General features: G+C 54.8%; 26 protein-coding genes. 15 read left to right on the top strand and 11 right to left on the bottom strand.

Annotated features, from left to right (window positions below):
- Window positions 1-20: 20 nt before the first annotated feature.
- Window positions 21-449 (top strand): OsmC family protein, encoded by a 429-nt coding sequence (locus tag C1N58_RS13375; RefSeq protein WP_394564238.1) that lies wholly within the window; start codon window positions 21-23, stop codon window positions 447-449.
- A gap of 304 nt (window positions 450-753) precedes the next feature.
- On the opposite strand, the gene C1N58_RS13370 is transcribed toward C1N58_RS13375, so the two are convergent.
- Both C1N58_RS13370 and C1N58_RS13365 read right to left on the bottom strand, forming a co-directional pair.
- Complete coding sequence (locus tag C1N58_RS13370; protein ID WP_006118085.1) at window positions 754-984, bottom strand: hypothetical protein; 231 nt, start codon at window positions 982-984, stop codon at window positions 754-756.
- A 107-nt stretch (window positions 985-1,091) separates the two neighbouring features.
- Window positions 1,092-1,262, bottom strand: coding sequence for a hypothetical protein (locus tag C1N58_RS13365; protein ID WP_006118086.1), 171 nt, complete (start codon window positions 1,260-1,262; stop codon window positions 1,092-1,094).
- Between the two features lie 401 nt (window positions 1,263-1,663).
- Here C1N58_RS13365 and C1N58_RS13360 point away from each other — a divergent pair, with 401 nt between their 5' ends.
- From C1N58_RS13360 to C1N58_RS13345, 4 genes are all read left to right on the top strand, one after another.
- On the top strand, window positions 1,664-1,972 hold the full coding sequence (locus C1N58_RS13360; protein ID WP_006118087.1) for a PTS sugar transporter subunit IIB: 309 nt from the start codon (window positions 1,664-1,666) through the stop codon (window positions 1,970-1,972).
- A gap of 85 nt (window positions 1,973-2,057) precedes the next feature.
- A complete protein-coding gene (locus C1N58_RS13355; RefSeq protein ID WP_033738601.1) occupies window positions 2,058-3,368 on the top strand; it encodes a PTS sugar transporter subunit IIC in 1,311 nt (436 codons plus the stop codon).
- Between the two features lie 3 nt (window positions 3,369-3,371).
- Window positions 3,372-3,686, top strand: a complete 315-nt coding sequence (locus C1N58_RS13350) for a PTS lactose/cellobiose transporter subunit IIA (RefSeq protein WP_006118134.1) — start codon at window positions 3,372-3,374, stop codon at window positions 3,684-3,686.
- 12 nt (window positions 3,687-3,698) lie between these two features.
- On the top strand, window positions 3,699-5,129 hold the full coding sequence (locus tag C1N58_RS13345; RefSeq protein WP_110268590.1) for a glycoside hydrolase family 1 protein: 1,431 nt from the start codon (window positions 3,699-3,701) through the stop codon (window positions 5,127-5,129).
- Window positions 5,130-5,154: 25 nt separating this feature from the next.
- On the opposite strand, the gene C1N58_RS13340 is transcribed toward C1N58_RS13345, so the two are convergent.
- Complete coding sequence (locus tag C1N58_RS13340; RefSeq protein ID WP_394564237.1) at window positions 5,155-6,168, bottom strand: LacI family DNA-binding transcriptional regulator; 1,014 nt, start codon at window positions 6,166-6,168, stop codon at window positions 5,155-5,157.
- Window positions 6,169-6,259: 91 nt separating this feature from the next.
- On the bottom strand, window positions 6,260-6,907 hold the full coding sequence (locus C1N58_RS13335; protein WP_033738779.1) for a CPBP family intramembrane glutamic endopeptidase: 648 nt from the start codon (window positions 6,905-6,907) through the stop codon (window positions 6,260-6,262).
- Window positions 6,908-7,389: 482 nt separating this feature from the next.
- Between C1N58_RS13335 and C1N58_RS13330 the strand changes: the two genes are divergently transcribed.
- Both C1N58_RS13330 and C1N58_RS13325 read left to right on the top strand, forming a co-directional pair.
- Complete coding sequence (locus tag C1N58_RS13330) at window positions 7,390-7,686, top strand: I78 family peptidase inhibitor (protein WP_033738606.1); 297 nt, start codon at window positions 7,390-7,392, stop codon at window positions 7,684-7,686.
- Between the two features lie 208 nt (window positions 7,687-7,894).
- A complete protein-coding gene (locus tag C1N58_RS13325) occupies window positions 7,895-8,215 on the top strand; it encodes a hypothetical protein (RefSeq protein ID WP_006118139.1) in 321 nt (106 codons plus the stop codon).
- Window positions 8,216-8,227: 12 nt separating this feature from the next.
- Here C1N58_RS13325 and C1N58_RS13320 read toward each other — a convergent pair whose 3' ends face one another.
- Window positions 8,228-8,479: a biofilm development regulator YmgB/AriR family protein gene (locus C1N58_RS13320; RefSeq protein WP_006118140.1), complete on the bottom strand. Its 252-nt coding sequence runs from the start codon at window positions 8,477-8,479 to the stop codon at window positions 8,228-8,230.
- A gap of 699 nt (window positions 8,480-9,178) precedes the next feature.
- On the opposite strand from C1N58_RS13320, the gene iraP reads away from it, so the two are divergent.
- The 3 genes from iraP to C1N58_RS13305 all read left to right on the top strand — a co-directional run bounded on the left by iraP (window position 9,179) and on the right by C1N58_RS13305 (window position 11,608).
- Window positions 9,179-9,433 (top strand): anti-adapter protein IraP, encoded by a 255-nt coding sequence (gene iraP, locus C1N58_RS13315; RefSeq protein WP_006117590.1) that lies wholly within the window; start codon window positions 9,179-9,181, stop codon window positions 9,431-9,433.
- Between the two features lie 116 nt (window positions 9,434-9,549).
- Window positions 9,550-9,852 carry a PsiF family protein gene (locus tag C1N58_RS13310; protein ID WP_006117589.1) on the top strand — a complete coding sequence of 101 codons (303 nt, stop codon included), beginning with the start codon at window positions 9,550-9,552 and terminating at the stop codon, window positions 9,850-9,852.
- Window positions 9,853-10,075: 223 nt separating this feature from the next.
- Window positions 10,076-11,608 carry an FAD-dependent oxidoreductase gene (locus C1N58_RS13305; RefSeq protein WP_394564236.1) on the top strand — a complete coding sequence of 511 codons (1,533 nt, stop codon included), beginning with the start codon at window positions 10,076-10,078 and terminating at the stop codon, window positions 11,606-11,608.
- 47 nt (window positions 11,609-11,655) lie between these two features.
- Here the strand turns inward: C1N58_RS13305 and proC are convergent, their stop codons facing one another.
- Window positions 11,656-12,468: a pyrroline-5-carboxylate reductase gene (proC, locus tag C1N58_RS13300; RefSeq protein ID WP_033738612.1), complete on the bottom strand. Its 813-nt coding sequence runs from the start codon at window positions 12,466-12,468 to the stop codon at window positions 11,656-11,658.
- A gap of 280 nt (window positions 12,469-12,748) precedes the next feature.
- Between proC and C1N58_RS13295 the strand changes: the two genes are divergently transcribed.
- Entirely contained in the window at window positions 12,749-13,198 is a 450-nt protein-coding gene (locus C1N58_RS13295; protein ID WP_006117586.1) for a YaiI/YqxD family protein, read from the top strand.
- A 1-nt stretch (window position 13,199) separates the two neighbouring features.
- On the opposite strand, the gene C1N58_RS13290 is transcribed toward C1N58_RS13295, so the two are convergent.
- The gene (locus C1N58_RS13290) at window positions 13,200-13,907 is read right to left on the bottom strand and encodes a DUF2076 domain-containing protein (RefSeq protein ID WP_006117585.1); all 708 of its coding nucleotides are present in this window, start codon (window positions 13,905-13,907) and stop codon (window positions 13,200-13,202) included.
- A gap of 282 nt (window positions 13,908-14,189) precedes the next feature.
- On the opposite strand from C1N58_RS13290, the gene aroL reads away from it, so the two are divergent.
- The 3 genes from aroL (at window position 14,190) to ppnP (ending at window position 15,462) form a co-directional block, all read left to right on the top strand.
- Window positions 14,190-14,714: a shikimate kinase AroL gene (gene aroL, locus C1N58_RS13285; protein ID WP_006117584.1), complete on the top strand. Its 525-nt coding sequence runs from the start codon at window positions 14,190-14,192 to the stop codon at window positions 14,712-14,714.
- Window positions 14,715-14,825: 111 nt separating this feature from the next.
- Window positions 14,826-15,017 carry a YaiA family protein gene (locus C1N58_RS13280; RefSeq protein ID WP_006117583.1) on the top strand — a complete coding sequence of 64 codons (192 nt, stop codon included), beginning with the start codon at window positions 14,826-14,828 and terminating at the stop codon, window positions 15,015-15,017.
- A gap of 154 nt (window positions 15,018-15,171) precedes the next feature.
- Window positions 15,172-15,462 carry a pyrimidine/purine nucleoside phosphorylase gene (ppnP, locus tag C1N58_RS13275; RefSeq protein WP_006117582.1) on the top strand — a complete coding sequence of 97 codons (291 nt, stop codon included), beginning with the start codon at window positions 15,172-15,174 and terminating at the stop codon, window positions 15,460-15,462.
- Window positions 15,463-15,495: 33 nt separating this feature from the next.
- On the opposite strand, the gene rdgC is transcribed toward ppnP, so the two are convergent.
- A complete protein-coding gene (rdgC, locus tag C1N58_RS13270) occupies window positions 15,496-16,407 on the bottom strand; it encodes a recombination-associated protein RdgC (RefSeq protein ID WP_033738615.1) in 912 nt (303 codons plus the stop codon).
- Between the two features lie 143 nt (window positions 16,408-16,550).
- On the opposite strand from rdgC, the gene mak reads away from it, so the two are divergent.
- A complete protein-coding gene (gene mak / locus C1N58_RS13265) occupies window positions 16,551-17,456 on the top strand; it encodes a fructokinase (RefSeq protein WP_394564235.1) in 906 nt (301 codons plus the stop codon).
- 132 nt (window positions 17,457-17,588) lie between these two features.
- On the opposite strand, the gene C1N58_RS13260 is transcribed toward mak, so the two are convergent.
- Genes C1N58_RS13260 through sbcD form a run of 3 tightly spaced genes read right to left on the bottom strand, consistent with a single transcriptional unit; the run spans window position 17,589 to window position 22,832 of the window.
- The gene (locus tag C1N58_RS13260; protein ID WP_367143262.1) at window positions 17,589-17,954 is read right to left on the bottom strand and encodes a cell envelope integrity protein TolA; all 366 of its coding nucleotides are present in this window, start codon (window positions 17,952-17,954) and stop codon (window positions 17,589-17,591) included.
- A 10-nt stretch (window positions 17,955-17,964) separates the two neighbouring features.
- Window positions 17,965-21,639, bottom strand: coding sequence for an AAA family ATPase (locus tag C1N58_RS13255; RefSeq protein WP_394564234.1), 3,675 nt, complete (start codon window positions 21,637-21,639; stop codon window positions 17,965-17,967).
- Entirely contained in the window at window positions 21,636-22,832 is a 1,197-nt protein-coding gene (sbcD, locus tag C1N58_RS13250) for an exonuclease subunit SbcD (RefSeq protein WP_006117577.1), read from the bottom strand. The genes C1N58_RS13255 and sbcD overlap by 4 nt, the downstream gene beginning before the upstream one ends.
- Window positions 22,833-22,910 lie beyond the last annotated feature (78 nt).

Here is a 22,910-nt window from a genome sequence, read left to right as displayed (position 1 = left end):
TTACCAACAGGAGGAATGATATGACCATTCATAAGAAAGGTTCGGCGCATTGGGAAGGCGATATCAAAGGCAAAGGCACAGTCAGCACAGAAAGTGGTGTACTGAACCAGCAACCTTACGGCTTTAACACCCGTTTCGAAGGGCAGAAAGGCACCAATCCGGAAGAGCTTATCGGCGCAGCACATGCCGCCTGTTTTTCAATGGCACTGTCGCTCATGTTAGGTAACTCAGGCCATAAACCTGAAAGCATTGATACCAGTGCCGATGTGTCGCTGGACAAAAAAGGTGAAGGCTTCGCGATTACGAAAGTGGCACTGACCAGCACCATCTCGCTGCCGGGCATTGATAACGACACCTTTGATGAAATCATCAATAAAGCTAAAGCCGGCTGTCCGGTTTCGCAGGTGCTTAATGCAGAAATCACACTCGATTACACGCTGAATAACTGATTGCGTACCTGAGTCGCCTTCTGGCGGCTCCCGCAGCAATCTTGCAGCATCAGGATGCGCCTCAGGGCGCATTTTCGCTTTCTTCAGAGGGACACTGAAATGGCAAAAAAGACGGAAAAGGGGTGCGGGTTTTGCTGAGCATGGGTGGCGGACTGCTGCTGATCCACAGGGCCGCAATGTTATGGGGCTGAAAACCTGGCTGTCGCGCCACAAACCCGGCGTGTTGCTGATGGTGGTACTGCTGCTGGAGGTAATCTGTTTCCTTCTTACCGCCTCGTGGCTGCCATGGAATGCATGACAGCAATCAGGCGTAAATCTCTTCACTCCGCTTCACACGTACATCCGTGCGCGCAATACGGTACGCCTTGCCGGGATCGCCCGCGACAAACTCAAACGTAGGTGAGTAATAAAACGGCAGCCAGCCACCGTATCCGCTTTCCCATTCCCAGCGAACCGGACAGGGCCACAGAATGCCTTCATACAAAATGTAATAAACCCAACGCCCGGTAGGACGGCGGGGACGACTACTTTTCATGGGATTCACAACTGTGTTGGTGTAGAACAGCTTATATTTTGAACGTTAAGCGGCAACCTTGCAATGTCATCGGCTACTTTTTGTGCCATTCGCCCTGTACCGCTTTCTTAACGATGCACTTCGCCACATATCAGCACGACGTTAGGACGCACTTTATGGATACGATTTGCCATGACTTCACAGGCGGTTTTCGTCGGATAAATGCGTTCTGACACCGGTAAAGCTTCACAGGCATCGTGTCCACACGCGCTGACCAATAACACAAAACCAATTAACATAACCGACTCCTTATCCCGGTCCGCGTACTGCGAGAAGGGTGAGTGTTCCTTTATATATCACCAGTATAGCTAATTGCCGCCGGACGCCCGTGTTACGGCAGTCGGTATCGGATTGCTCTGAGCAATTATACGCGTTACCCGCTTATCAGGCAGTGAATTCTTACCCATCACTGCGATGGACAGCGCCGACGATATGGCTGAGTGAACCGCCGTTTTATTGCCTCAGCATGACGAGAAACGGGCTTCCTGATAAGGCTTATTCAGGTGTTTATTCGCCCCGAACCTCTTTAATGCTCGCGTTTTGATACTTCTCACACTTCTGATACGCAAATCTGAAACCGGTTGCAGAAAATTTTCACCCTGTGTATTCGTTAATCATTCACCACAAAGAGGAATACACCATGACGAAGATTTTACTGTGCTGTGCTGCGGGCATGTCCACCAGTATGGTGGTGCAGAAAATGGAAAAGGCGGCGCAACAGCAAGGGCTGGACGTCGAGATAAAAGCTGTGGGGATTGAAGAGTTTAGAGACGATATCGCCGATTACGACTGCTGCCTGCTCGGGCCACAAATCAAATACAAGCTGGCCGATTTTCAACCGATCGCCCAGCAATACAGCAAGCCGGTTGCGGTCATCAACAGTATGGATTACGGCATGATGAATGGTGAAAAAATATTAAGCGACGCACTAAAGCTTATTCATACCTGACACCAGGGAGGTCCGGGATATATCACGCGAAACCCGCACTGCGTCAGGCAGGTTATTCTCTTTTGCCTCAGCAAGGAGTCAGGCAATGAGCCACTTCAGTGAATCTCTATTCGGCGTCATCGAAAACCGTATTAGCCCACTGGCGGGCCGTCTTTCCAGCCAGCGTCATGTCATCGCTATCCGGGACGGATTTATTGCCTCCATGCCGTTTCTGATCGTGGGCTCGTTTATGCTGTTGTTTGCTCATCCGCCTTTTTCGGCAGACAGCAGTTGGGCGTTCGCACAGTGGTGGCTGGGCATGGTAAAGGCGCATGAAGAACAAATCATGATGCCGTACAACATGACGATGGGCATTATGGCGCTCTATATCGCCAGTGCCATCGCCTATAACCTCGCAAACAGTTATAAGATGAATGGCTTTATGGCGGCCAGTCTGTCGCTGATGGCGTTTCTGGTGGTGGCGGCACCGCAGAGCGGCAAAACGTTGCCGGTTGGTTCGCTGGGCGGGGAGGGCATTTTTACCGCCATTCTGGTCGCGCTCTTTGCGACGGAGCTGATGCACGTTCTGCAGAAATACAACATCGGTTTCAAACTGCCCGAGCAGGTGCCGCCGAAGATCCGTCAGTCGTTCGATTTGCTCATCCCGATTATCACGATTTTTATCACGCTGTTTCCCCTGAGCCTGTGGGTACAGGCGCAGTTCGGCATGTTGCTGCCTCAGGCCATCATGGCTATTTTCTCGCCGATCATCTCTGCCTCCGATTCGCTGCCTGCCGTGCTGGTGGCGGTACTGCTGTGCCATCTGCTGTGGTTTGCAGGCATTCATGGGGCGGTGATTGTCGGGGGCATATTGCAGGCTTTCTGGCTGACCAATCTCGGTCTGAATCAGCAGGCGCTGAACGCGGGAGAACCCATCAGCCACGTGTTTATTGAACCTTTCTGGCAGTTTTTTATTGTTATCGGTGGCTCCGGTTCGACGATGGGGTTGGTGTTGCTTTACTTGCGCAGTCAGTCAGCACATCTGCGATCGATTGGAAAACTGAGTGTGGTGCCCAGCATGTTCAACATCAACGAACCGGTGATTTTTGGTTCACCGGTCGTGATGAACCCCATTCTGTTTATCCCTTTTATTCTTGCCCCGTTAGTTAACGCCGTCATTGCCTGGATCGCCACCAAAACGAACCTGATTAATCACGTGATCTCACTGGCTCCGTGGACGACGCCCGCCCCCATTGGGGCCGCCTGGTCAACCGGCTGGGACTGGCGCGTCATTGTGTTGATTGCCGTGCTGGTCACTATTGCCACGCTGATCTACTACCCGTTTTTCAAAATGTACGAGCGTCAACTGCTGCAGCAAGAGCAACCCTCTGCCGCAGCGCAACCGGTTAAGGAGTAACCCATGGAAATTGATGAAAGCACGGTAATCGAACTGATTATCCAGGCAGGCGAAGCTCGCTCCTGTTCAATGGAGGCGTTGCGGGCGGCGCGGCAGCAAAACTGGGCGCAGGCGGACAGTATGCTCAGTGCCGCAACCGCGGCGGCCAAAGCAGCCCATCAAACGCAGACGCAGCTCATTGGCGCTGATGAGGGCAGCGGAAAGATTCCGGTCAGTCTGATTATGGTCCATGCTCAGGACCACCTGATGAACGCAATGCTCTGTCGCGAACTGGCTGAGGAGATCATTCAACTGCGCCGGGAGTTAGCCGCACGTTAAACAGGAGGTTATATGCAACATTCGACATTGCCCGCGTTTCCCAGGGACTTTCTCTGGGGCGCGTCCACCTCAGCTTATCAGGTTGAAGGGGCCTGGAATGAAGAGGGCAAAGGGCCTTCCGTCATTGACCAGGCAACCTTCCATCAGGACCTTACCGATTTTACCGTTTGCAGCGATCACTATCATCGTTTCAGAGAGGACATCGCGCTGCTGGCGGAGATGGGATTAAAAACCTACCGCTTTTCCATTGCCTGGAGCCGTCTTTATCCCGAGGGCGATGGTGCGTTGAACCCGGCGGGCGTGGCTTTTTATCAGCAGGTGATCGATGAACTCTGTCGGTACGGCATTACGCCGCTGGTCACCCTTTATCATTTTGATTTGCCCTGGGCGTTGCAGCAGGCGGGCGGCTGGTCTTCACGGCGTACAGTGGCGGCCTTTGAGCGTTTTGCCATCACCTGCTTTGAGCACTATGGTCGTCAGGTTAAGTACTGGCTGACCATCAACGAACAGAACATGATGATCCTCAAGGGCGATGTGATTGGTACGTTGCCACCCGGCACCGCCGATCCGCAGAAAACGCTGTATCAGCAGAATCATCATATGATGCTGGCACAGGCGAAAGCGATGATCGCCTGCCATGAACGGTTGCCGGATGCCAAAATTGGCCCGGCACCCAATATCTCCTGCGTCTATGCCGCCAGTGCGCGGCCGGAAGATGTGCTGGCAGCCGATAATTTCTCTGCAATTCGCAACTGGCTCTATCTGGATCTGGCGGTCCATGGTCGCTATAACGCCGTGGTCTGGGCTTTCCTGAAACAGCGCGGCTGGTTACCGACGATCGAAGACGATGACATGGCCATCATCGCCGCAGGCAAGCCGGATTTTATCGCCTTTAATTATTATGCGTCCGCGACGGTGGGAGCCGAAGGCGAGGGTGAGCAAAGCGAAAATAAACCTCGGCCCGATCAGCAAATGGCGGGCATTGATCGGTCGGTTTATGTGGGATGTGATAATCCGCATCTCCGGCAAAATCAGTTCGGCTGGTATATCGATCCGGTGGGTTTTCGCATTACGGCGCGCCAGATTTATGCCCGCTATGCTTTGCCGCTTATCGTGACCGAAAACGGGTTGGGTGCCTTTGATCGGCTGGAGGCCGATAATAAGGTACATGATGATTACCGTATTGCGTATCTGCGCGAACACATTGCGCAACTGCAGCTGGCACTTGCCGATGGTGTGGAACTGTTTGGCTATTGTCCCTGGTCGGCAATAGATCTGGTAAGTACGCATCAGGGCATCAACAAGCGTTACGGCTTTATTTACGTCAACCGCGATGAAAAAGATTTAAAGGATCTGGCACGTTACCGTAAGAAGAGTTTTTTCTGGTACCAGAAACTGATTCGCAGTAATGGCGCAACGCTGAACGATTCAGTCGACTACTGATGGTGCGCGGCAGGGATGCCGCGCCTTACTGTTTATAAGGCCCGTCAGTGACCGAGGCCCGTTCGATCAGGTGACCGCTAAACGGCGGCAAGGCCGTGACCGCTTCCCCTTCCAGCATCGCCACCAGCTGCGCCAGCGTATGCTGAATCATCTCTGCGACCGGCACATGTACCGTGGTGAGCGGCGGCAGAAAAAATTCCGCCACACGAATATCATCAAAGCCCAGCAGGGAGACATCCTCCGGCAGCCGTTTGCCCGCAGCGTTCAGCGCCAGCGCGGCCCCAATAGCCATATCGTCATTACTGGCCATCAGTGCACTAAATGGCATGTCCGATTCAAGCAGCGTTTTTGCCGCCGCCATGCCGCTGGCGGGCGTCCATGCACCCTGCACGATCAGCGCACGGTCCGCTAAGCCATGCTCGTCAAGCGCCTGCTTATAACCGGCCAGGCGGGCCGCAGCGGTCGGTGAGCCTGCCAGACCCGTAATGAAAGCGATGTCGTAATGGCCGCGCGTAATCAAATAGCGGGTGGCCTGAAAGGTATTCTGCTGATGGGTGGCCCAGACGCAGTGTGCCGGATGACGCTGCAGCTGACGATTCACCACCATAACGGGAATGGCGTGCTGCTCAATAATGGCATCCAGCGCCGCGGTATCCAGAAAACGGGGGTAGATTATGATGGCGTCACAGCGCAGGTCGAGCAGAAACTCAATGGCGGCACGTTCATCGTCAGCGCTGGTTTTACCATCCGCCAGAATAAGCTGCCGGCCATAGTTATTTGTCAACGTAGCAGCCTGAAACAGCAATTCGCTGAAGTAAGGCCCATTAAATAAAGAATGGGTAACGATAAGCCCGATATTCTGGGATTTCTGCGTCGCCAGGCTACGTGCCAGCAGGTTAGGGCGATAACCGGTTTCCGCCACAGCCTGAAAGACCTTCTGTTGCGTCCTCTTACTGACGTAGCGATTTCCCGCCAGCACGCGCGAGACGGTGGCTTTAGAGACGCCGGCCTTGCGGGCCACATCCAGCATGGTAATCATGGGCTTTCTGACCATCCCTCCCTGTTAGTAAAAGATACACGCTGATTTTACGCAGGTTAGTGATGACCTGGTAACAAAAAGGGTAGCGGGATCAGGCGAAATACCAGGCAGGCAGAATCGCAATCAGATTATTCAGCGTATGCAGAAAGACCGGCAGGGCCAGCGTATTGCTGCGCAGACGGGCGTAGCAAAGCAGCATAGAAAACAGCGTCAGCGCCACCACCGTTTCCCAGTGGACATATTGCGTATGCATGAGCGCGAACAGTAACGAGGTCAGTAATACACAGGCAAAACGGCTGTTAGGTGCCCACAACAGAAATCCCTGTAATAAAAAGCCGCGAAACAACACTTCCTCAAACACAGGAGCCAGTAAGACGGCGGTCAACAGCAGGATAAGCATCGAACTGGGCCCCTGCTGAGTTTGTGCGACCAGCCAGCCTTCCGGCTGCAAATACTGCGTTTGTGCCACCATTAAAATAAACAGCGCGCCAATAAACAGTAAAGTCTGACCGGAACGCAAAAAGCCCAGAGGAATATCGGTACGACGCTGGCAATAAAAGCGATACAGCGGATAGATAACGGCAAATTCAAACAGGCAAAGCACAGGCACCAGTAAACCGTCATTACGCAGAATACCGTAATTAGGAAACAGGGTAATCAACATAGTAACGAGGTAATAAACAACAAAGCTGCCGACATAAAACAGTGTCAACGTCACTCTGTCGGAATTGGTGTTCATAGGCGACCCAGCCAGCGAAGATAAGCGCATAGTAGCAATGCCTCAAATCGCTGTCGAGAGAGCCGATCACACAATGTTAGCTGTTTATTACCTTACGTAAATGAGTCTGGGTTAATCAATTAAAAAATCAGTGCTTTGCCTACGATACACTCTGTCGCCTGTCAGGTCGCCCAGCCTGTCAGGCGTGAAACCGCACCCGTGAACGGGCCGCTTATCGCACCCGAACCGCAATCAGTGTCATCACAACGGCAAAGCAGATAAAAATCACAAGTTCCATAGTAGCCTCCTAAGATAATTCTTAGTAAGGTTAGCGTCTTGTATTTGAAATTCTGAACGGTAAGTGCCTTTACACTGGTTATCTGGCAATAAGGCAGCATTTAATGCTTAATAATGTGTGAATCGCTTGATTTTAACGATTAAACCCGGTGGTGGGGCTTGTTACGCTTCAGGTCAGGGTTTAACACGATTACAGGAGAACATACGTGAATCATTACGGAAAAGTGCTGGTGGCAACCGGCTTCTTATTGCTGACGGCCTGTCAGTCCACCACGCAGCCTGATACGGCAGCCGTCCCGCCCGGCAAGGAAGCGGACAGTTGCGGTGCCTCTCATTACCAAAACTTTGTCGGCAAACCGCTGTCCGCCCTTGAGCAACAGCGTTTCAGTCAGAAGGTGCGCGCCATTCCGTGGAATTCTGCCGTCACGATGGATTTTAATTTCGCCCGCCTGAACTTTCTGGCAGACAAAAGCGGTACTATCACCCAGGTCTATTGTGGTTAAGCGTTAAATAAACCGCGCATTGTCATTGAGGTGTCATGGGGACAGGGGAAGATAAGGCCGGTATTCTGCTGTCTTCAGCCTGTGGTCGTCTGGTCGCACTGAGCCAGCAGGATCGGGATTTCCTCGTCACATCAATTTGCAATGCTCGTCTTGTTTATTCCCGCTCTGGCGGGAATTTTTTTCTGGCTCAGTCTGGAAGGAGCAACGCATGTACTCTCGTCCACGCCTCTCACTGTCATTACTGTTGCTGATCAGTCCGGTCGCACTGGCTTCCAGCCCGACGGCATGGCAGGAAAACCAGCAGGTCATGCGGCAGGCCTGTATTAATGCCAGTACGCTAAGTAAGGTAAAAATCGTGGGGCAGCCCATCGACTATGATGACAGCGTGGGTTACAGCGCCTTGTTACTTGAGGGGCATTACCCACAGAAGCAAATGAAAAACCGGCGTGGGCGTGAACTCTGCCTGTTTCAACGCAGCAGCGGCCGTGCCAGTGTAAGTGAAGCCCGTCAGCTCCGTTGGGTGAAATAGCATAAAGGCGGCCTACTCACGTGGCCGCGCTTCCATCAACTGGGCCAGTAAACCCCGGTAACGCTGCAGGCGCTGCTCATCCCCTTCAAACTCCAGTTTATTAATGACGCGTGCGATTATTGCCTTATTCGTTGTCGGCTGGCCTGCTTCCATCAGTTCACGCAGGATAACGGCCAGCAGATCGGACTCCGGCAGCACGTTCCAGTCCGGGCTGTTGAAGTAATCAGTGATAGCACGACTGGCACTATTAGATTGGACGCTCATTCCCCGTCTCCGCAAACAGACCCTTTGCCCGGTGCGCAACGGCGCAGCAGGCAGAAGCTACTGAATGATGGGCTCCCGGAAAGAACGGCAAGGGTTTTATCGGGAGCGTTTCGTTGGTCAGAACAGCCAACGTCCCGCCCGTACCTGGCGGTTTTTTAAACATAGGTGGGCCAGAGAGGATTGTCAGTAACAGCCTGAAATATTTTTCAGATGTGATGAGTGAAAATCGAATAGTGCCAATATGCAATAAGGCGTTTTTTCAGATTATCTTGATGAAAGACAAGCTGTTGCACTGAATCAGGTGCGTTTTTGGCGCAGCCAAAGGGCTGAGTAGCCCGTCATTATCGGGCCGTGAGGATCCGGTTGTCCAGGTGGAAGGTTAAGGAACAGGGGGACCGACTGCCCGCAATCGCGGGGAGATTTTTCTCACGTTAACGGGAATGAAAACGGCCGTTATCGCTTGTAAGAAAAGAATCTCTGCTAAAAAAAGCCAGCCGGGAATCTTTATTTTATTTCGACTGAGTGAGTCAGCGTGTTATTTCATTGCGATAACAACGTTTCGTTTTCCGGCAAAATAAATGCAATAAAACCGTAGCGACAAAATGGCCTGAGTCGGACGCAAAGCGGGCTGAAAAATCACTTTGTTTTTTAATCTGACGAATGCTAATTTTTATTTGTCTTACACGAAGGGGCCCCGGCATGAAAAACCTGATTGCTGAGTTGCTAATCACCCTGGCAGAAAAAGAAGAGGCGTCAAAAGAGCAGGTTGCACAGATCGAAGCGCTGGAAATCGTGGTTACCGCGATGCTGCGTTTGCTTCCACCCGAGCAGCATCACGCTATCGTCAGCAGTATTGAAACCGCCATGATGAATGCCGATGTAGATCATAATGATAAAAATACGGTCCTGCTAAAACGTTATGTCACGCGCTTACTTAATCGTCCGCGTATCTGAAAAGTGCCACCGACAATTCAGATTTGCGATCTCTGCCTTATTCCCTGATAAACGTATTCCGTATAGCGTGTAACGTGCCAGAATTAATCTGTTTTCATCAAGAGGGAGTGAATACAATGAAACGCGGTTTAATGACGCTAGTGTTAGCAGGCTTACTGGTGGGCGGCAGCGCCAGTGCGGCTGAAAAAACGCCACAACAGCAAAAAATGGCCATGTGTAATGAACATGCCACGTCACAAGCGTTGAAAGGCGATGTGCGAAAGAAATTTATGAGCGATTGCCTGAAAAAGGACAGTAAGGTCGCCGACATGTCGCCGCAGCAGGTAAAAATGAAAACCTGTAATCTGCAGGCCGGTGATAAAAAGCTGACGGGGGAAGCACGCAAAACCTTCATGAGTCAGTGTCTGAAGAAAAGTTAACGTTCGGTCGGCCATTTCGGTGGCCGCTTTAGTTTTCTCCTGCCTGCGCTGTCACATCCTCACGTATTTTTAATTTCCGCTTAAACAAACAGTTAGCAAAAAATCCTGACGTTAAAACCGGAGTCTGGCCGATCCTTTGCCACACTTACTGTTTACAGGCATTTGCGCAGAAGCCCTGTTGATCTGCGCGTTCAGCCGTGACAGTCGGAAAAGGAGCTATGTCGTGAACTATCAATTTGTGGTCGCTCTGAAGGATTTACCGCACCGCCAGCCGGTTAAAAAAAAGCTCGGGGAAACAGAGCTGCTGTTAATTCGTGATGGCGACAACGTACACGCTTACCAGGCGAAGTGTCCCCATGCCGGCGCACCCCTTGAGCAGGGTGCCATTTGTGAAAACCGGCTGATCTGTCCCTGGCATAAAGCCACTTTTGAACTGGACAGTGGCAAAATGTGTGAGCCGCTCGCGCTGGCCGATCTCAAACAGTATCCCGTGCGCATTGAAAACGAGGCGGTTCTGGTGAATCCCAAAGCCATGTCGCCTGCGACTGCGATAGGCAGTGGAGCCGCTGCGCCGGTCTTTGTCGTGCTGGGTGGTGGCGCAGCCGGGAGTGCGGCGCTATGGCGGTTACGTCACGAGGGGTTTAAAGGGCGGCTGATCCTGATTGAGCAGGAGCCAGATGCACCCTATGATCGCACGGCGTTAACCAAATTTGTCCCCTCGGGCAAAATGGACATCGATGAGGTGCCCTCACTGCTGGGTGAGGACATCATGGCGCACGTAGAACGCCTGCAAAAGCGCGTGGAGCGGATTGATAACCCTCAGCACCGGATAATATTTGCTGACGGTACGACGCTGCAATTCGATAAGCTCCTGATTGCCACAGGTGGCGCGCCCGTCAAACCTGCGCTGGCCGGGCGCGATCTTGCTGGCGTTCATATCCTGCGCAGTAAACAGCACACCGCAGACTTACTGCAGGCGGTCGATGACACTCAACAGATTGTCATTATCGGCAACAGCTTTATCGGCATGGAACTGGCCTCCTCACTGCGTAATCGCGACATTGATGTCACCGTCATTGCGCGTCATCCGCTGCCGTTTGCGAAACAGTTTGGCGAAGCCGTTGGTCGCTATTTTTATCAGCTCCATCAGGCGAACGGCGTAAAGTTTATCGAAGGCGAGATCGATGCCCTGCTGGGCGAAGACCATGTTAACGCGGTACGACTAAAAACGGGCAAGCATATTGCCGCCGATGTGGTGCTGTTTGCGACCGGCGTTAAACCCGCCACACACTTTATTCATGATTTGCCGCTGCTGGAGGATGGCAGCCTGCAAACGGACGAACAACTCCGGGTGGCCGAGAATGTCTGGGTGGCAGGCGATATCGCCACGTATCCTTCTCCCCAGGGGCCGTTGCGAATCGAACACTTTCGTGTTGCCGAACAACAGGGACAGACAGCGGCCATCAATATGCTGGGCAATATCCGTCACTTTGATCGGGTGCCGTTTTTCTGGACCGCGCACTATGGTACGCGCTATGAATATCTTGGCCATGCGGCGGACTGGGATGACTACCAGTCGGTGGGCTCGCTGGAAGAAAAGGAGTTCATGGCGTTTTATGGCAAAGAAGGGCAACTGGCGGCGATTTTCTCCTGTGGCCTTTACACTCTGACCGCCGCGCTGGTTGACAACATGCAGCAACCCATGACGGTGAAGCAGGCGCTGGCGCTTTATCAGGACTACCGTTCCGCCGGCTAGTGGGGAGGCGCCTGGCAACGCGCACTGCCGTTGCCAGACGCCGCGGGTTAACTGCGGCTCAGCTTCTCTGATTTCGCCATGCACTGCTGCATCGCCTCAATCACGGCGGAGCGAAAACCTTTTTCTTCCAGAACTTTGACCGCTTCTATCGTGGTGCCGCCCGGCGAGCAGACCATATCTTTTAACTCGCCCGGGTGTTTGCCGGTCTCCAGTACCATCTGTGCCGAACCTTTTACGGCCTGTGCCGCAAACTGGTAGGCCTGCGCCCGCGGCATGCCACCTGCCACCGCAGCATCGGCCATGGCTTCAATGAACATAAACACGTAAGCCGGTGCCGAACCACTCACGCCCACCACGGAATGAATCAGGTATTCATCCACTACCGCCGCCTGGCCAAAGCTTTTAAACATTGCAACGACCTCATCGAGTTCGCTCTGTTCAACCAGCGCATTGGGCGTGACCGAGGTCATCCCTTCTCCCACCAGAGACGGGGTATTCGGCATGGCCCGAATGATTTTTCGATCGTGTCCCAGTACGGAGGCCAGATTGTCCAGGGTAACGCCTGCTGCAATGGAGACAACCAGCGTCTCTTTTTTCATGCAGGTGGCGAGATCATTCAGAACTCTGAGGATGACATTCGGTTTTACCGCACCAAACAGGACATCAACATGCTGCGCTAGCGCTTCTGCGCTCTCAGCCGCATGGATACCGTATTGTTCGGCCATTTCCTGATTAGTGCTGGCTTTACGGTCATAAATCCAGATCGCTGACGGTGCAACTTGCCCGCTGTTTATCAGGCCGCCAATGATGGCTTTGGCCATGTTGCCTCCGCCAATAAATCCGATTTTCTTTTCCTGCATCACCGTCTCCTTTGCTGTTTACACATATCAACGATGTAGCTTACTGCAGACAGGATTAATAACAAGTTAGCCCTGTGCTGAACGGCCTGCTGTCCCCCCGCTGACCGGAGGCGTTTAACCGTGCCAGGACATGGCGCGGTGCGCTGCGCATTCAGGCGCAGTGGCGGTGCAGCCAGGTCGGATAAAGCAAGTTCTGCGTTAAAGAGGGCTGTGTTTTTCACTCAACCCGATCAGCAAAACAGGTTACCATCGTCACTCTTTTGCAGAACAAGGAATAACGATGGCTATCTGGGTTGATGCTGATGCCTGTCCTAACGTGATTAAGGACGTGCTGTACCGGGCAGCGGACAGAACGCAAACCGTGGTGACCTTTGTGGCTAACCAGTCCCTGCGGGTGCCACCTTCGCCCTGGCTGCGAACACTGCAGGTGCCTGCGGGATTTGATGTGGCGGACAATGAGATTGTTAAGCGCGTAAACGTCGGCGATCTGGTGATTACGGCCGATATTCCGTTGGCCGCGGAAGTGATTGAGAAGGGCGCGGCAGCCTTGAATCCACGCGGGGAGCGCTATTCACCAGCAACCATTCGCGAACGACTGACCATGCGCGATTTTATGGACACCATGCGCGCCAGCGGTGTTCAGACAGGCGGCCCCGCCGCATTAAGCCCACGGGACCGCCAGCAGTTTGCCAATGAATTAGACAGCTGGCTCCGACAACGCCAGCGCTAAATCAGACGAAGTTGTCGTCGTCGTCGAAGTCATTGCCGCCAAAATCATTCAGGTCGCCGTTGTCGGCGTAGGAATCACTCCAGCCGTTACTTTGATCCAGGAAAGACTGATTATCCGCCCCGTTCTGGTCAAGGAACGACTGATCGTTGCCACCGTTGAAGGTATTCAGACTGTCGTCCACCTGCGGCAACGGCTGCTCGTTGATGATGTTAACGATCTCCTGCGGCTGAGAATGATGGAACATGCTGGTCAGCATATCGGCCATGACTACACCGCCTGCCACCCCAACGGCGGTTTGCAGGGCACCGCCCAGGAAGCCGCTGCCACGTGGCGCCGGGGCGCTGGCATAAGGTTGCTGCGGTTGCGGTGCCTGTTGCGGCGCACTGTTCCACTGCGGCTGAGCTGGCTGCGGTTGGGCGCTGCCGCCGCCAAACAGGCTGGATAAAAATCCACCGCTGCTCTTCGGCTGCTGCTGCGCCTGTTGTTGCGCCAGCTGGTTTTCCAGTTCCTTAATACGTTCATTAAGTTTTTTAAGGGCCGCTTCCTGAATCAGAATGGCCTGCGCCATGTAGTAGGGCGCGCCTGGTTGTTCCTGCAGGTGTTGTTTGATGAGTTGTTCGGCAGCAGCATCGCGCGCCGCTGTCTGGCTTTCCGCTTGTTTCAAACGGCTGAACAGATTTTCAATCAGTTGTTGTTCTTCGCGTTGCATGATTACTCTCCCGTTGCGACTGTAAACAGTATATGGGGGCGATGAGCAGCAATGTAAATTCGTGGCGGTAAGCAAATGTTGCAGAGACAAAAATACGGTGTTCATGCACAAAATGTGCATGGTTAATTCATTGTTTATAAAAAGTTTAATGTAATGCGTTGTCTGACTGTGCGTAAAATACGCTCAATGGGTAGAGGCCGCCATCATTTCCCGCTATGATGCGCGTATTATTTAAGCCAGACCTGCAGCTGTTATGGGCTGTACGGCGGAGGAAGTGCCCAGATGTCCTTGTCCATTTTTTTGATTGGTGCGCGCGGCTGCGGAAAAACCACCATCGGTGAAGCCCTGTCTCATGCGCTGGGTTATGCCTTCCGCGATACCGATCACCACCTGCAATTCACGACCCAGCGTACCGTGGCTGAAATTGTCGCGGCGGAAGGCTGGGAAAGCTTTCGTGCGCGGGAGACCGAGTCGCTGAAAGCCGTGACGGCGCCCTCAACCATCATCGCGACCGGTGGTGGCATGGTGCTGGCAGAGGTCAACCGCCGCTATATGCGCGAACATGGACAGGTTATCTGGTTAAGTGCGCCTTCTGAGGTGCTTGCCCGACGTCTGGAAAGCCAGCCTGAAGCTGCGCAGCGCCCGACGCTGACCGGACGGCCCATCGCAGAAGAGATGACAGAGGTGCTGCGCGCCCGTGCCCACCTGTATCGTATGGCCGCTCACCATGAAGTGGACGCGATGCAGCCGCCGGAACGCGTTGTTGAGCAAATTCTGCAGTCGTTATCGCTGGCACGCGCCAGCTAACCGTCAGATTTATCTCCTTCCCGCCGCGATTTACGCCTTTTTGACTATACTTATTCCATGACGGGCAACCGCCTGTCGTGTGGAATGTCATTCAGCCAAGAGGGACAAATGATGCCGTCAAGACCTCCTTACCCCAGAGAAGCGCGCGTTGTGACCGTGGAAAAAGGCCCCGAAGGTAAAAAAGTCACGTCCTGGCAACTGCGAGCCGATCATCCGAAGCCGGATTCACTCATCAGTGAGCACGATTCAGAGCAGGAAGCGCATGATGCGAAACAACGTTACGAAGATGTAGAAAAAGAGTAAGCCGTCGCGCTGGCAAGGATGCCGTCGATGCGCGCCCGTCTTATCCCCGTCCCTTGTCACCGCCAGCGATCACATTCGCTCATTATTTCGCGTGACAGATCAGCAAGTTCGCTTCTACACTGCCAGTCACCCTAATGTGCTGTGAGGAAGATTTATGCTCAACGTAAGTGAGTATTTTGACGGAAAAGTTAAATCCATCGGTTTTGACAGTGCGAGCACCGGTCGTGCCAGCGTTGGTGTGATGGCAGAAGGCGAATACACCTTTGGCACTGCCCAGCCGGAAGAGATGACCGTGGTCAGTGGATCAATGAAAGTGTTGCTGCCGGGGGAAACAGAGTGGAAATGGTTCGAGGCGGGATCGGTATTTAACGTGCCGGGTCACAGCGAGTTTCATCTGCAGGTAGGCGAGCCCAGCTCTTATCTTTGCCGCTATCTGAAAGACTGAAAAAAACGGCCGCATCTTTTGCGGCCGCCTGTTTTACCGCTGAGCCTCACCACCCAACGCTTCAATCAGATTACTGGTCAGGGCGGCCAGTTCGCTGGTCATCAGGATAAAGTCGGCATCGAAGCGCTGAGCAAAATCCTCCCGATCGATATCGTCGTTCTGATCACGCAGCGTATCGCTGAATTTCAGGCGCTTCACGGAACCATCATCCGACAGGACGAACTGAATCCGTTCCTGCCAGTCGAGCGCCAGTTTTGTCACCAGCTTGCCAGCCTCGATATGGTTGGCGATTTCGTCGCATACCAGATCCTGTTTTTTACAGCGAATCACGCCGCCGTCTTCCAGAATCGCTTTCAGCTCGGCTTCATCCATCAGGGCAAAGCCTGCGGGCAGATCGCCGGAACGTACCCACTCGGTCAGCGTCAGTTCAATCGGGCTTTCCAGCGTCAGAGGTACGACCGGCAGTGAACCCAGGCTTTTACGCAGCAGGGCCAGCGTATCTTCGGCTTTTTTCGCGCTGGCGCAGTCCACCATGATCAGATTATTAACGGTATCGATCCACATAAACGTCTGGCTGAAACGGCTGAAGGCACGCGGCAACAGGCTGTGCAGCACTTCATCCTTAAGCGAATCTTTCTCGGTTTTTTTCAGCTTACGGCTCTGTTCTGCCTCAAGCTTGTCAATTTTGGCTTCCAGCGCCTGCTTCACCACCGGTGAAGGCAAAATTTTCTCTTCTTTGCGCGCGCAGATGACAATCTGACCGTTATTCACATGGGTCAGCGCATCGCTGCGATTTCCCATCGGTGACACCCAACCGGTCTTGCTCATGTCCTGGCTGCCACAAGGCGAGAAGGTGAATGCCTCAAGCTGTTTTTCCATGTCGTCTGCGGACAACGGAATGTCACGATTCAGACGATAAACCATCATATTTTTAAACCACAACATCAGGATTCCTTACCGTGGCGCGATCGGGCGCACAAATCTCACTAAGTGTGCGCATGATAGCGAAACATCGATGCGGTTTCATTGCCTTTAAGGGCATCGCCTTTTAGTGTAAGAATCCCCTAACGAATAATGAGGAATAAACCGTGCGCATCGGCATTGATTTGGGCGGCACCAAAACAGAAGTGATTGCGTTGTCCAGCGAGGGAAGCGAGCTGTTTCGCCATCGGGTTTCCACGCCCCGAAACGACTATGCCGCTACGGTACAGGCTATTGTCGATCTGGTGCGTCTGGCGGAAGAAAAGACCGGACAGACGGGCACGGTAGGCCTCGGTATTCCCGGCACGCTTTCGCCCTACACGCAGCGGGTAAAAAACGCGAACTCAACCTGGCTTAACGGACAGCCGCTGGACAAGGCTCTGGCGCACGCGCTGAATCGTGACGTCCGCATTGCCAACGACGCGAACTGTCTGGCCGTATCCGAAGCCGTTGACGGCGCGGGTGCCGGTAAGCCGCTGGTCTTTGGAGTGATTATTGGCACCGGTTCGGGGGCGGGCGTGGCGATAAACGGTGAATCCCGTATCGGTGGCAATGGTAATGCGGGCGAATGGGGCCACAATCCGCTGCCGTGGATGGACGAAGATGAACTGCGCTATCGCGCTGAAGTGCCCTGTTATTGCGGACTACAGGGCTGTATTGAAACCTTTGTCTCGGGCACCGGCTTTGCCACTGATTATCAGCGTTTGAGCGGCGTTACACGCAAAGGTGCCGAGATTGTTCACCTGCTGGCACAGCAGGATCCGGTGGCGGAACTGGCTATGAGCCGCTACGAAATGCGCCTGGCCAAATCGCTGGCCCAGGTGGTTAACCTGATCGATCCGGATGTGATTGTTCTGGGCGGCGGTATGAGCAACGTGGATCGTCTGTACCAGACCGTCCCCACACTGATGAAAAAATGGGTATTTGGCGGTGAATGTGAAACGCCGGTACTGAAAGCCGTACACGGGGATTCGAGCGGTGTTCGCGGAGCCGCCTGGCTCTGGCCTGAGTAATCCGTTGTGGACGGTGAACCGCCAGTTTTCAGGCTTGATCACCGTCAGGCTGCACCGCCGGTTCAGGACTTTCCGAAAGGGCGCATCTGCATTTACGTTCAGGCCGCGATGGCGCGAGCTGCCGCGTTATGGTTACGGGGCAAAAGCAAATACCCATTGCCGGGGCGCGCCCTGAGGCGGAAGGGGCATATCACGCGCGCTACTCACGCTCTGCCAGGCGCTCAGGCATAACGATTCATTTCCTTCTGTGCGCATGACGTTATAGCGGCCGTCCGCGCGGCGTTGTGCCGTCACCAGGCAGCGCTGGCCTGTGTAACGTTGCGCGTGATGAAAATTGCGCATCACCACGGCATTCACCTGCGCGATATAGTGGTCGACGGTCTGGCACTGAGTCTGCGTCATGTTCGGCGCGCAGTGCCTGGCATCAGCGCCGTGCGGCTGGCTGCAGCCTGCTAAAAGCAGCAGGGCAACCGCGAAAATACCGGTCCATCTCAACATGGTTAACCTCTTACTGGCCGGGGATGTCAAGGGTGCTGTAACCCAGGCCATTCATTTTGCGTACCTTAATCTGAACGGGAATGCGCTCTTTCATGGCTTCAACATGGCTGATGACGCCAATAGTTTTGCCACTGGCGTTAAGCGCATCCAGGGCATCCAGAGCGGTGTCCAGCGTTTCGGCATCCAGCGTACCAAAGCCCTCATCCAGAAATAACGACTCAATGCGGGTTTTATGGCTGACGAGGTCAGACAACGCCAGCGCCAGCGCCAGGCTCACCAGGAAACTTTCTCCGCCGGACAGCGTGCGCGTATCGCGGGCGCTGTCGGCCTGCCAGGTATCCACCACATCCAGTTCCAGCACATCGCTGGCACGTCGCTGTAAAAGGTAGCGACCGTGCAGGCGATCTAACTGACGGTTGGCCAGGGCCACCAGGTGATCGAGCGTAAGCCCCTGGGCAAAGCGCCGGAATTTATCGCCCGTTGCCGAGCCAATAAGATCGTTAAGCAGGGTCCATTGCGCTAACGCCGTCTCATCCTGCGCAATACGCGCCAGCAGCGTTTGCTGTTGGTTTCGCAGGCTGGCATCGCTGTCTAACTGCTGCTGTACCTGGCCCTGCTGGTTTGCATTTTCACGCAGGGACTGCTGTAAGCGCGCCAGCTCTGCCGCCAGCACGTCCGGTGAATCCGGCATCAAAGCCGGTTTTTGCTGCTGATGTGCCGCCAGCCGCTGCTGCAGTTCTGCCAGGCGTGCCTGCTGGTGCAGACGGTGCTGGTCAATCTGCTGAAGCTGCTGACGCAGTTGTTGCGCCGCCTGTTCATCCAGCAATGCCGCGCGCAGGTGCGTTTCATCAGCAAATTCGGCCGCCGCCAGCGCGGCGCTGAAGCGTTGTTCTGCTTCCGTGACGCGCCCGGACAGGCTCTGCAGTTGGCTTTCCAGCAGCGTCAACTGGCCATTAAGACGGCTGACCTCTGCCTGTGACTGATGCAGTGCGTTGCGCTGCTGCGTAAGTTGCGCCTCGTGCTGATCGACGAGCGCCTGCATCTGCTGGCGCGCCTGAGCCACATCGCGATCGCCAAACAGGGCCTGACGCTGCTGCTGTTTTTCACGCGCCTGCTGCTGTAACGCGGTGAGCTGCTGCCGCTGCTGATCCAGGCGTTGCTGCTCAAGCTGTAACTGCTGTTGCAGCGCGTCAGCCTGTGTTTCCGCCCGTGCAAGTTGCGGCTGCAGGTTAGCAAGCAACCGCTCACTCTCTTGCCAGCGCTGCCAGCGCTCTTGCTGGGTTGCCAGCCAGCTGTCGCGCGCCGTACGTTCAGGTAAAGACAACGCCACGTCGCTGAACTGCTGTGCCAGCGCGGCTTCAAGCTGCTGGCCGTTTTCTGCGGCCTGACGCTGCTGTTGCTGTAACGCCTGAAGCGCCTGGTGCTGGCTTTCCAGTTGCTGCTGAGTCAACAGTAGCGTTTGCTGATGCTGTTGTAATGTCTGGTGCTGCCGCAGGTGGTGATCTTTGGCCGCCAGCACCGCGCGCTCGGCTTGCTCCAGTGCGTCAAGCCGGGCCGTAAGCGTCTGCTCGTGGCGATTTTGCGCCTGCTGCCACGCGATCCTTGCATCCGTATCTGTCAGCGGGAAGGTGAGCGCCAGCTCACTGCTCAGTTCCTGCCATTGTTGAGAAAGGGCATCAAGTTGTTGGGTCAGACCCGTGATTTCTTCGCGCAGGGATTGCTGTTGAGCCTGTAGCTGCTTTATCTGCTCCTTCTTTGCCGTCCCGGTTTCACTCAACGCGTCTACCTGTTTTTGCAGCTCGGCTTTACGTTGTTGGTTAGCACTAACTTCCAGAGCACGATAGGTTTCGACCGCAGGATGCTCGCAGGCGCCGCACAACGGGCAGGGCTGCCCGGCTTCAAGCCGGGCGCGGTACTGTTCCAGGTCAGCAATCTGGCTTTCGAGCTGGCAAATTTTCTCTACGTCGCTGAGCTGCTGTTTTTCCCGTCGCCAGGCTTCTCTTAACGTCAGCAGTGCGCTTTCAGCCTGCTGCTGAGCCGTCTCAAGTTCATGCAGGCGTTTTTCGTACTGCGTGCGCTGCTGATGCAGGGGTTGCCACTGCGCGGCCACTATCGTCAGCGCATGGCGCGCCTCGCGCTGTTGCTGATGCTGGCTCAGTGCCTGACGTAAGGCTTCAGGTGGATGCGCGTTCTGAAGGGAAGTTAGTGCTTGCTCAGCCTGAGACAAGGACTGCTGCGCCTGCTGTGCGGCCTGATCCAGTGGCGTGAGTTGCTGTGCCAGCTGCTCAATATCCCCCTGGCGCTGATGAATGTGGCGCTGTTGCTGCTGTATCTGCTGATCCAGCTCAGCCTGTGCCGCTTCATAGCGGGTCAGTTGGGCAAAACGCTCTTTCCAGATCGGAAGGTGTTCACCCCATTGCGGCATGTCAGCTAACTGCTCACGTAGGGCATGCTGTTGGGCAATCGTCTCTTGCAAGTGGCGCACCTGGCGGGCTTCGCTGTGTAACGCGGCTTCGCGCTGAGCGCAGTGTTGCTGTTGCCGTTCGGCATCCTGCTGTAGCTGCTGAATGTGCTCGTATAAGGCAGAGAGAGACTGATCAAGCGGAATGACCTGCCCGGTCAACAGCGTTTCCTGCTGCTGCTGTTGCTGTCGGCACTGTTCGTGCGCCGTGTCCGTTTCCGCATAGCGTTGCTGCAACACATGATGCGCCTGTGTGGCCGTGTGCATCTGTTGGCTGAGCTGCTGCTGACGTTCCCGCATCGCGTTGCGTTCGGCCAGCAGACTGTCACGTTGCTGCAACGGACCGCGCAGTTTCTCCGCCGGTTCACTGCGCGCCAGACGTTGACGATCCGGCTCTGCCGCCTGACTGGCGTGCTCTGCCGCTGCGAGGGCCGCGGTTGCCTGCTCTGTATCCGCAATAGCCTGCTGATGCTGTTGCTGCCACTGTTGCTGCGCCTGCGCCACGGCAAGCGCGGCAGTCAGCTGGTGTTCAGCGTCGCTAAGGGCCTTTTTTTGCTGGTGCAGTGCAGTACGGGTTGCCTCATCAAGCAGCGCCATGCCGCCTGCCCGACTGCGTAACAGTTCCAGCGCCGTTTTGGCCGCTTTGTGGCGTTCGAACACGGCCATGGACAGACGACCATAAATTTCGGTTCCGGTCAGTTCTTCCAGCAGTTCTGCCCGCTCATTGGCTTTGGCGTTAAGAAACGCCGCAAACTGGCCTTGTGACAGCATCATTGAGCGGGTGAAGCGCGCAAAATCCAGCCCGCTCAGCGTTTCCGTAAGTTTGAGCTTATCGCTCACTTTATCTGCCACAATCTGATTATCGGCGCAGCGTGCCAGCTCAACGCGGGGAGCCTGCAGTTTACCGTCAGCGGTGCCGCGCGCGCGGTTCTGGCTCCAGAATGCCCGCCAGGCTTCGCCTTTAATTTCAAACTCGACCTCCGCCAGGCACTCGGCACAGTCGCGTGTCATCAGGGGGTTATACCCCTGAGAGATGCCGCCCAGGCGCGGCGTCTGGTGATACAGTGCCAGACAGATGGCGTCCAGCAGCGTGGTTTTACCGGCGCCCGTCGCGCCGGTAATCGCAAACAGCCCGTTGCTGGCAAACGGCTCGGTGCGAAAATCAATAAACCACTCACCTTTGAGCGCGTTAAGATTTTTGAAGCGCAGCGTCAGAATTTTCATGGCTGTTCCTCCAGATCCGCCAGCGTCTGTTTAAACCGCAGGGTGGTCTGGGCAATCTGATCCGCGTCCAGCGCGTCATCCAGCGCCAGTCGTCGGGCAAACACTTCTTCCACATTCAGTTCGCTCAGGGTTTCTTTATCCAGCTGTGCCAGACTGTGCTGGCGCTGTTCACGGCTGCGGCGCAGCAGCAAAACGTCTACGGGCAGGGAAGCTGTCAGCGCTTCTACCTGACGCTGCAAATCACTTAAATATTCCTGCGTGGTCACTTCAATATCCAGCCAGACAGGTTTGGTCCCGTCGGGCGCAGAAAACTGGCTGAGCTGCCGGGTGATTTGCGCCAGCGAGCCTTTCAGGACCTGCATTGGCTGGAACAGAGGAATGGTCAGGGGCGTGACCGTCAGGCCTGACGGGCTGAAATCCAGCAGGAACACACTTTTTTCGCTGCCCAGTTCATCGAAGCTGAGCGGAATCGGCGAACCGCTGTAGCGAATATGATCGCTGTCGGCCACGCGCTGCGCACGATGAATATGCCCCAGCGCAATATAATCCGCAGGCGGAAAGGCCGAGGCCGGAAAGGCATCCAGTGTACCAATATAGATATCGCGCACTGAGTCGCTTTTGCTGACGCCGAGGGCGGTGAGGTGGCCGGTCGCGACGATGGGAAGCGCCAGATTCAGCGCCTGCGCGGCAGCAAAACTGCGCTGATAATGGGCGGTAATGGCCTCCAGCAGGCTGCGCTGTTTATCGCGTCCTGACTGGCCGGCCTGGCTGCGCATAATATCGCGTGGCCGCAGATAAGGAATGGCGCACAGCAGCGCGCCCGGTTCGCCCTGACGCGTCGTTAACATCAGCACATCGTTACCGTCCTGCGGCGTGGTAATCACGCGGGTATTCAGGCAGGCGAGCAGTTCACGCGACTCGTTCAGCGTAGCCACCGAATCGTGATTTCCGGCCAGCACCACCAGCTGACAGCCGCTGGGTTGTAACGCCACCACAAAGCGGTTGAACATTTCACGTGCATAGCTGGGCGGTGTGCCGGTATCGAATAAATCACCCGCCACAATCAGCGCATCCACCTGATGCTCTTCAATTCGGGCCAGCAGCCAGTCCAGAAAGGCCTGATGCTCAGCGGCCCGGCTTTTGTTGTAAAAGAACTGCCCCAGGTGCCAGTCCGCGGTATGGATAATGCGCATAACACTCCCTGCCATAACAAATCGCCCGGCGATTATACTGGCTCCATCACTAAAGCCACAAAACATGTCGTCATGTTG

It is taken from the genome of Pantoea sp. SGAir0180 (assembly GCF_043546245.1).
This window is presented reverse-complemented; position numbering and strand designations above follow the sequence as displayed.

Coding starts and splice junctions, on each gene's coding strand:
- C1N58_RS13325 (WP_006118139.1), top strand. CDS start 7,895: ATGTACTCTCGTCCACGCCTCTCACTGTCATTACTGTTGCTGATCAGT.
- C1N58_RS13280 (WP_006117583.1), top strand. CDS start 14,826: ATGCCGTCAAGACCTCCTTACCCCAGAGAAGCGCGCGTTGTGACCGTG.
- C1N58_RS13365 (WP_006118086.1), bottom strand. CDS start 1,262: ATGTTAATTGGTTTTGTGTTATTGGTCAGCGCGTGTGGACACGATGCC.
- C1N58_RS13255 (WP_394564234.1), bottom strand. CDS start 21,639: ATGAAAATTCTGACGCTGCGCTTCAAAAATCTTAACGCGCTCAAAGGT.
- C1N58_RS13290 (WP_006117585.1), bottom strand. CDS start 13,907: ATGCAACGCGAAGAACAACAACTGATTGAAAATCTGTTCAGCCGTTTG.
- C1N58_RS13360 (WP_006118087.1), top strand. CDS start 1,664: ATGACGAAGATTTTACTGTGCTGTGCTGCGGGCATGTCCACCAGTATG.
- ppnP (WP_006117582.1), top strand. CDS start 15,172: ATGCTCAACGTAAGTGAGTATTTTGACGGAAAAGTTAAATCCATCGGT.
- sbcD (WP_006117577.1), bottom strand. CDS start 22,832: ATGCGCATTATCCATACCGCGGACTGGCACCTGGGGCAGTTCTTTTAC.
- C1N58_RS13345 (WP_110268590.1), top strand. CDS start 3,699: ATGCAACATTCGACATTGCCCGCGTTTCCCAGGGACTTTCTCTGGGGC.
- C1N58_RS13320 (WP_006118140.1), bottom strand. CDS start 8,479: ATGAGCGTCCAATCTAATAGTGCCAGTCGTGCTATCACTGATTACTTC.
- rdgC (WP_033738615.1), bottom strand. CDS start 16,407: ATGTTGTGGTTTAAAAATATGATGGTTTATCGTCTGAATCGTGACATT.
- C1N58_RS13375 (WP_394564238.1), top strand. CDS start 21: ATGACCATTCATAAGAAAGGTTCGGCGCATTGGGAAGGCGATATCAAA.
- C1N58_RS13340 (WP_394564237.1), bottom strand. CDS start 6,168: ATGATTACCATGCTGGATGTGGCCCGCAAGGCCGGCGTCTCTAAAGCC.
- iraP (WP_006117590.1), top strand. CDS start 9,179: ATGAAAAACCTGATTGCTGAGTTGCTAATCACCCTGGCAGAAAAAGAA.
- C1N58_RS13370 (WP_006118085.1), bottom strand. CDS start 984: ATGAAAAGTAGTCGTCCCCGCCGTCCTACCGGGCGTTGGGTTTATTAC.
- proC (WP_033738612.1), bottom strand. CDS start 12,468: ATGCAGGAAAAGAAAATCGGATTTATTGGCGGAGGCAACATGGCCAAA.
- C1N58_RS13260 (WP_367143262.1), bottom strand. CDS start 17,954: ATGTTGAGATGGACCGGTATTTTCGCGGTTGCCCTGCTGCTTTTAGCA.
- aroL (WP_006117584.1), top strand. CDS start 14,190: ATGTCCTTGTCCATTTTTTTGATTGGTGCGCGCGGCTGCGGAAAAACC.
- C1N58_RS13350 (WP_006118134.1), top strand. CDS start 3,372: ATGGAAATTGATGAAAGCACGGTAATCGAACTGATTATCCAGGCAGGC.
- C1N58_RS13335 (WP_033738779.1), bottom strand. CDS start 6,907: ATGAACACCAATTCCGACAGAGTGACGTTGACACTGTTTTATGTCGGC.
- C1N58_RS13310 (WP_006117589.1), top strand. CDS start 9,550: ATGAAACGCGGTTTAATGACGCTAGTGTTAGCAGGCTTACTGGTGGGC.
- C1N58_RS13355 (WP_033738601.1), top strand. CDS start 2,058: ATGAGCCACTTCAGTGAATCTCTATTCGGCGTCATCGAAAACCGTATT.
- C1N58_RS13295 (WP_006117586.1), top strand. CDS start 12,749: ATGGCTATCTGGGTTGATGCTGATGCCTGTCCTAACGTGATTAAGGAC.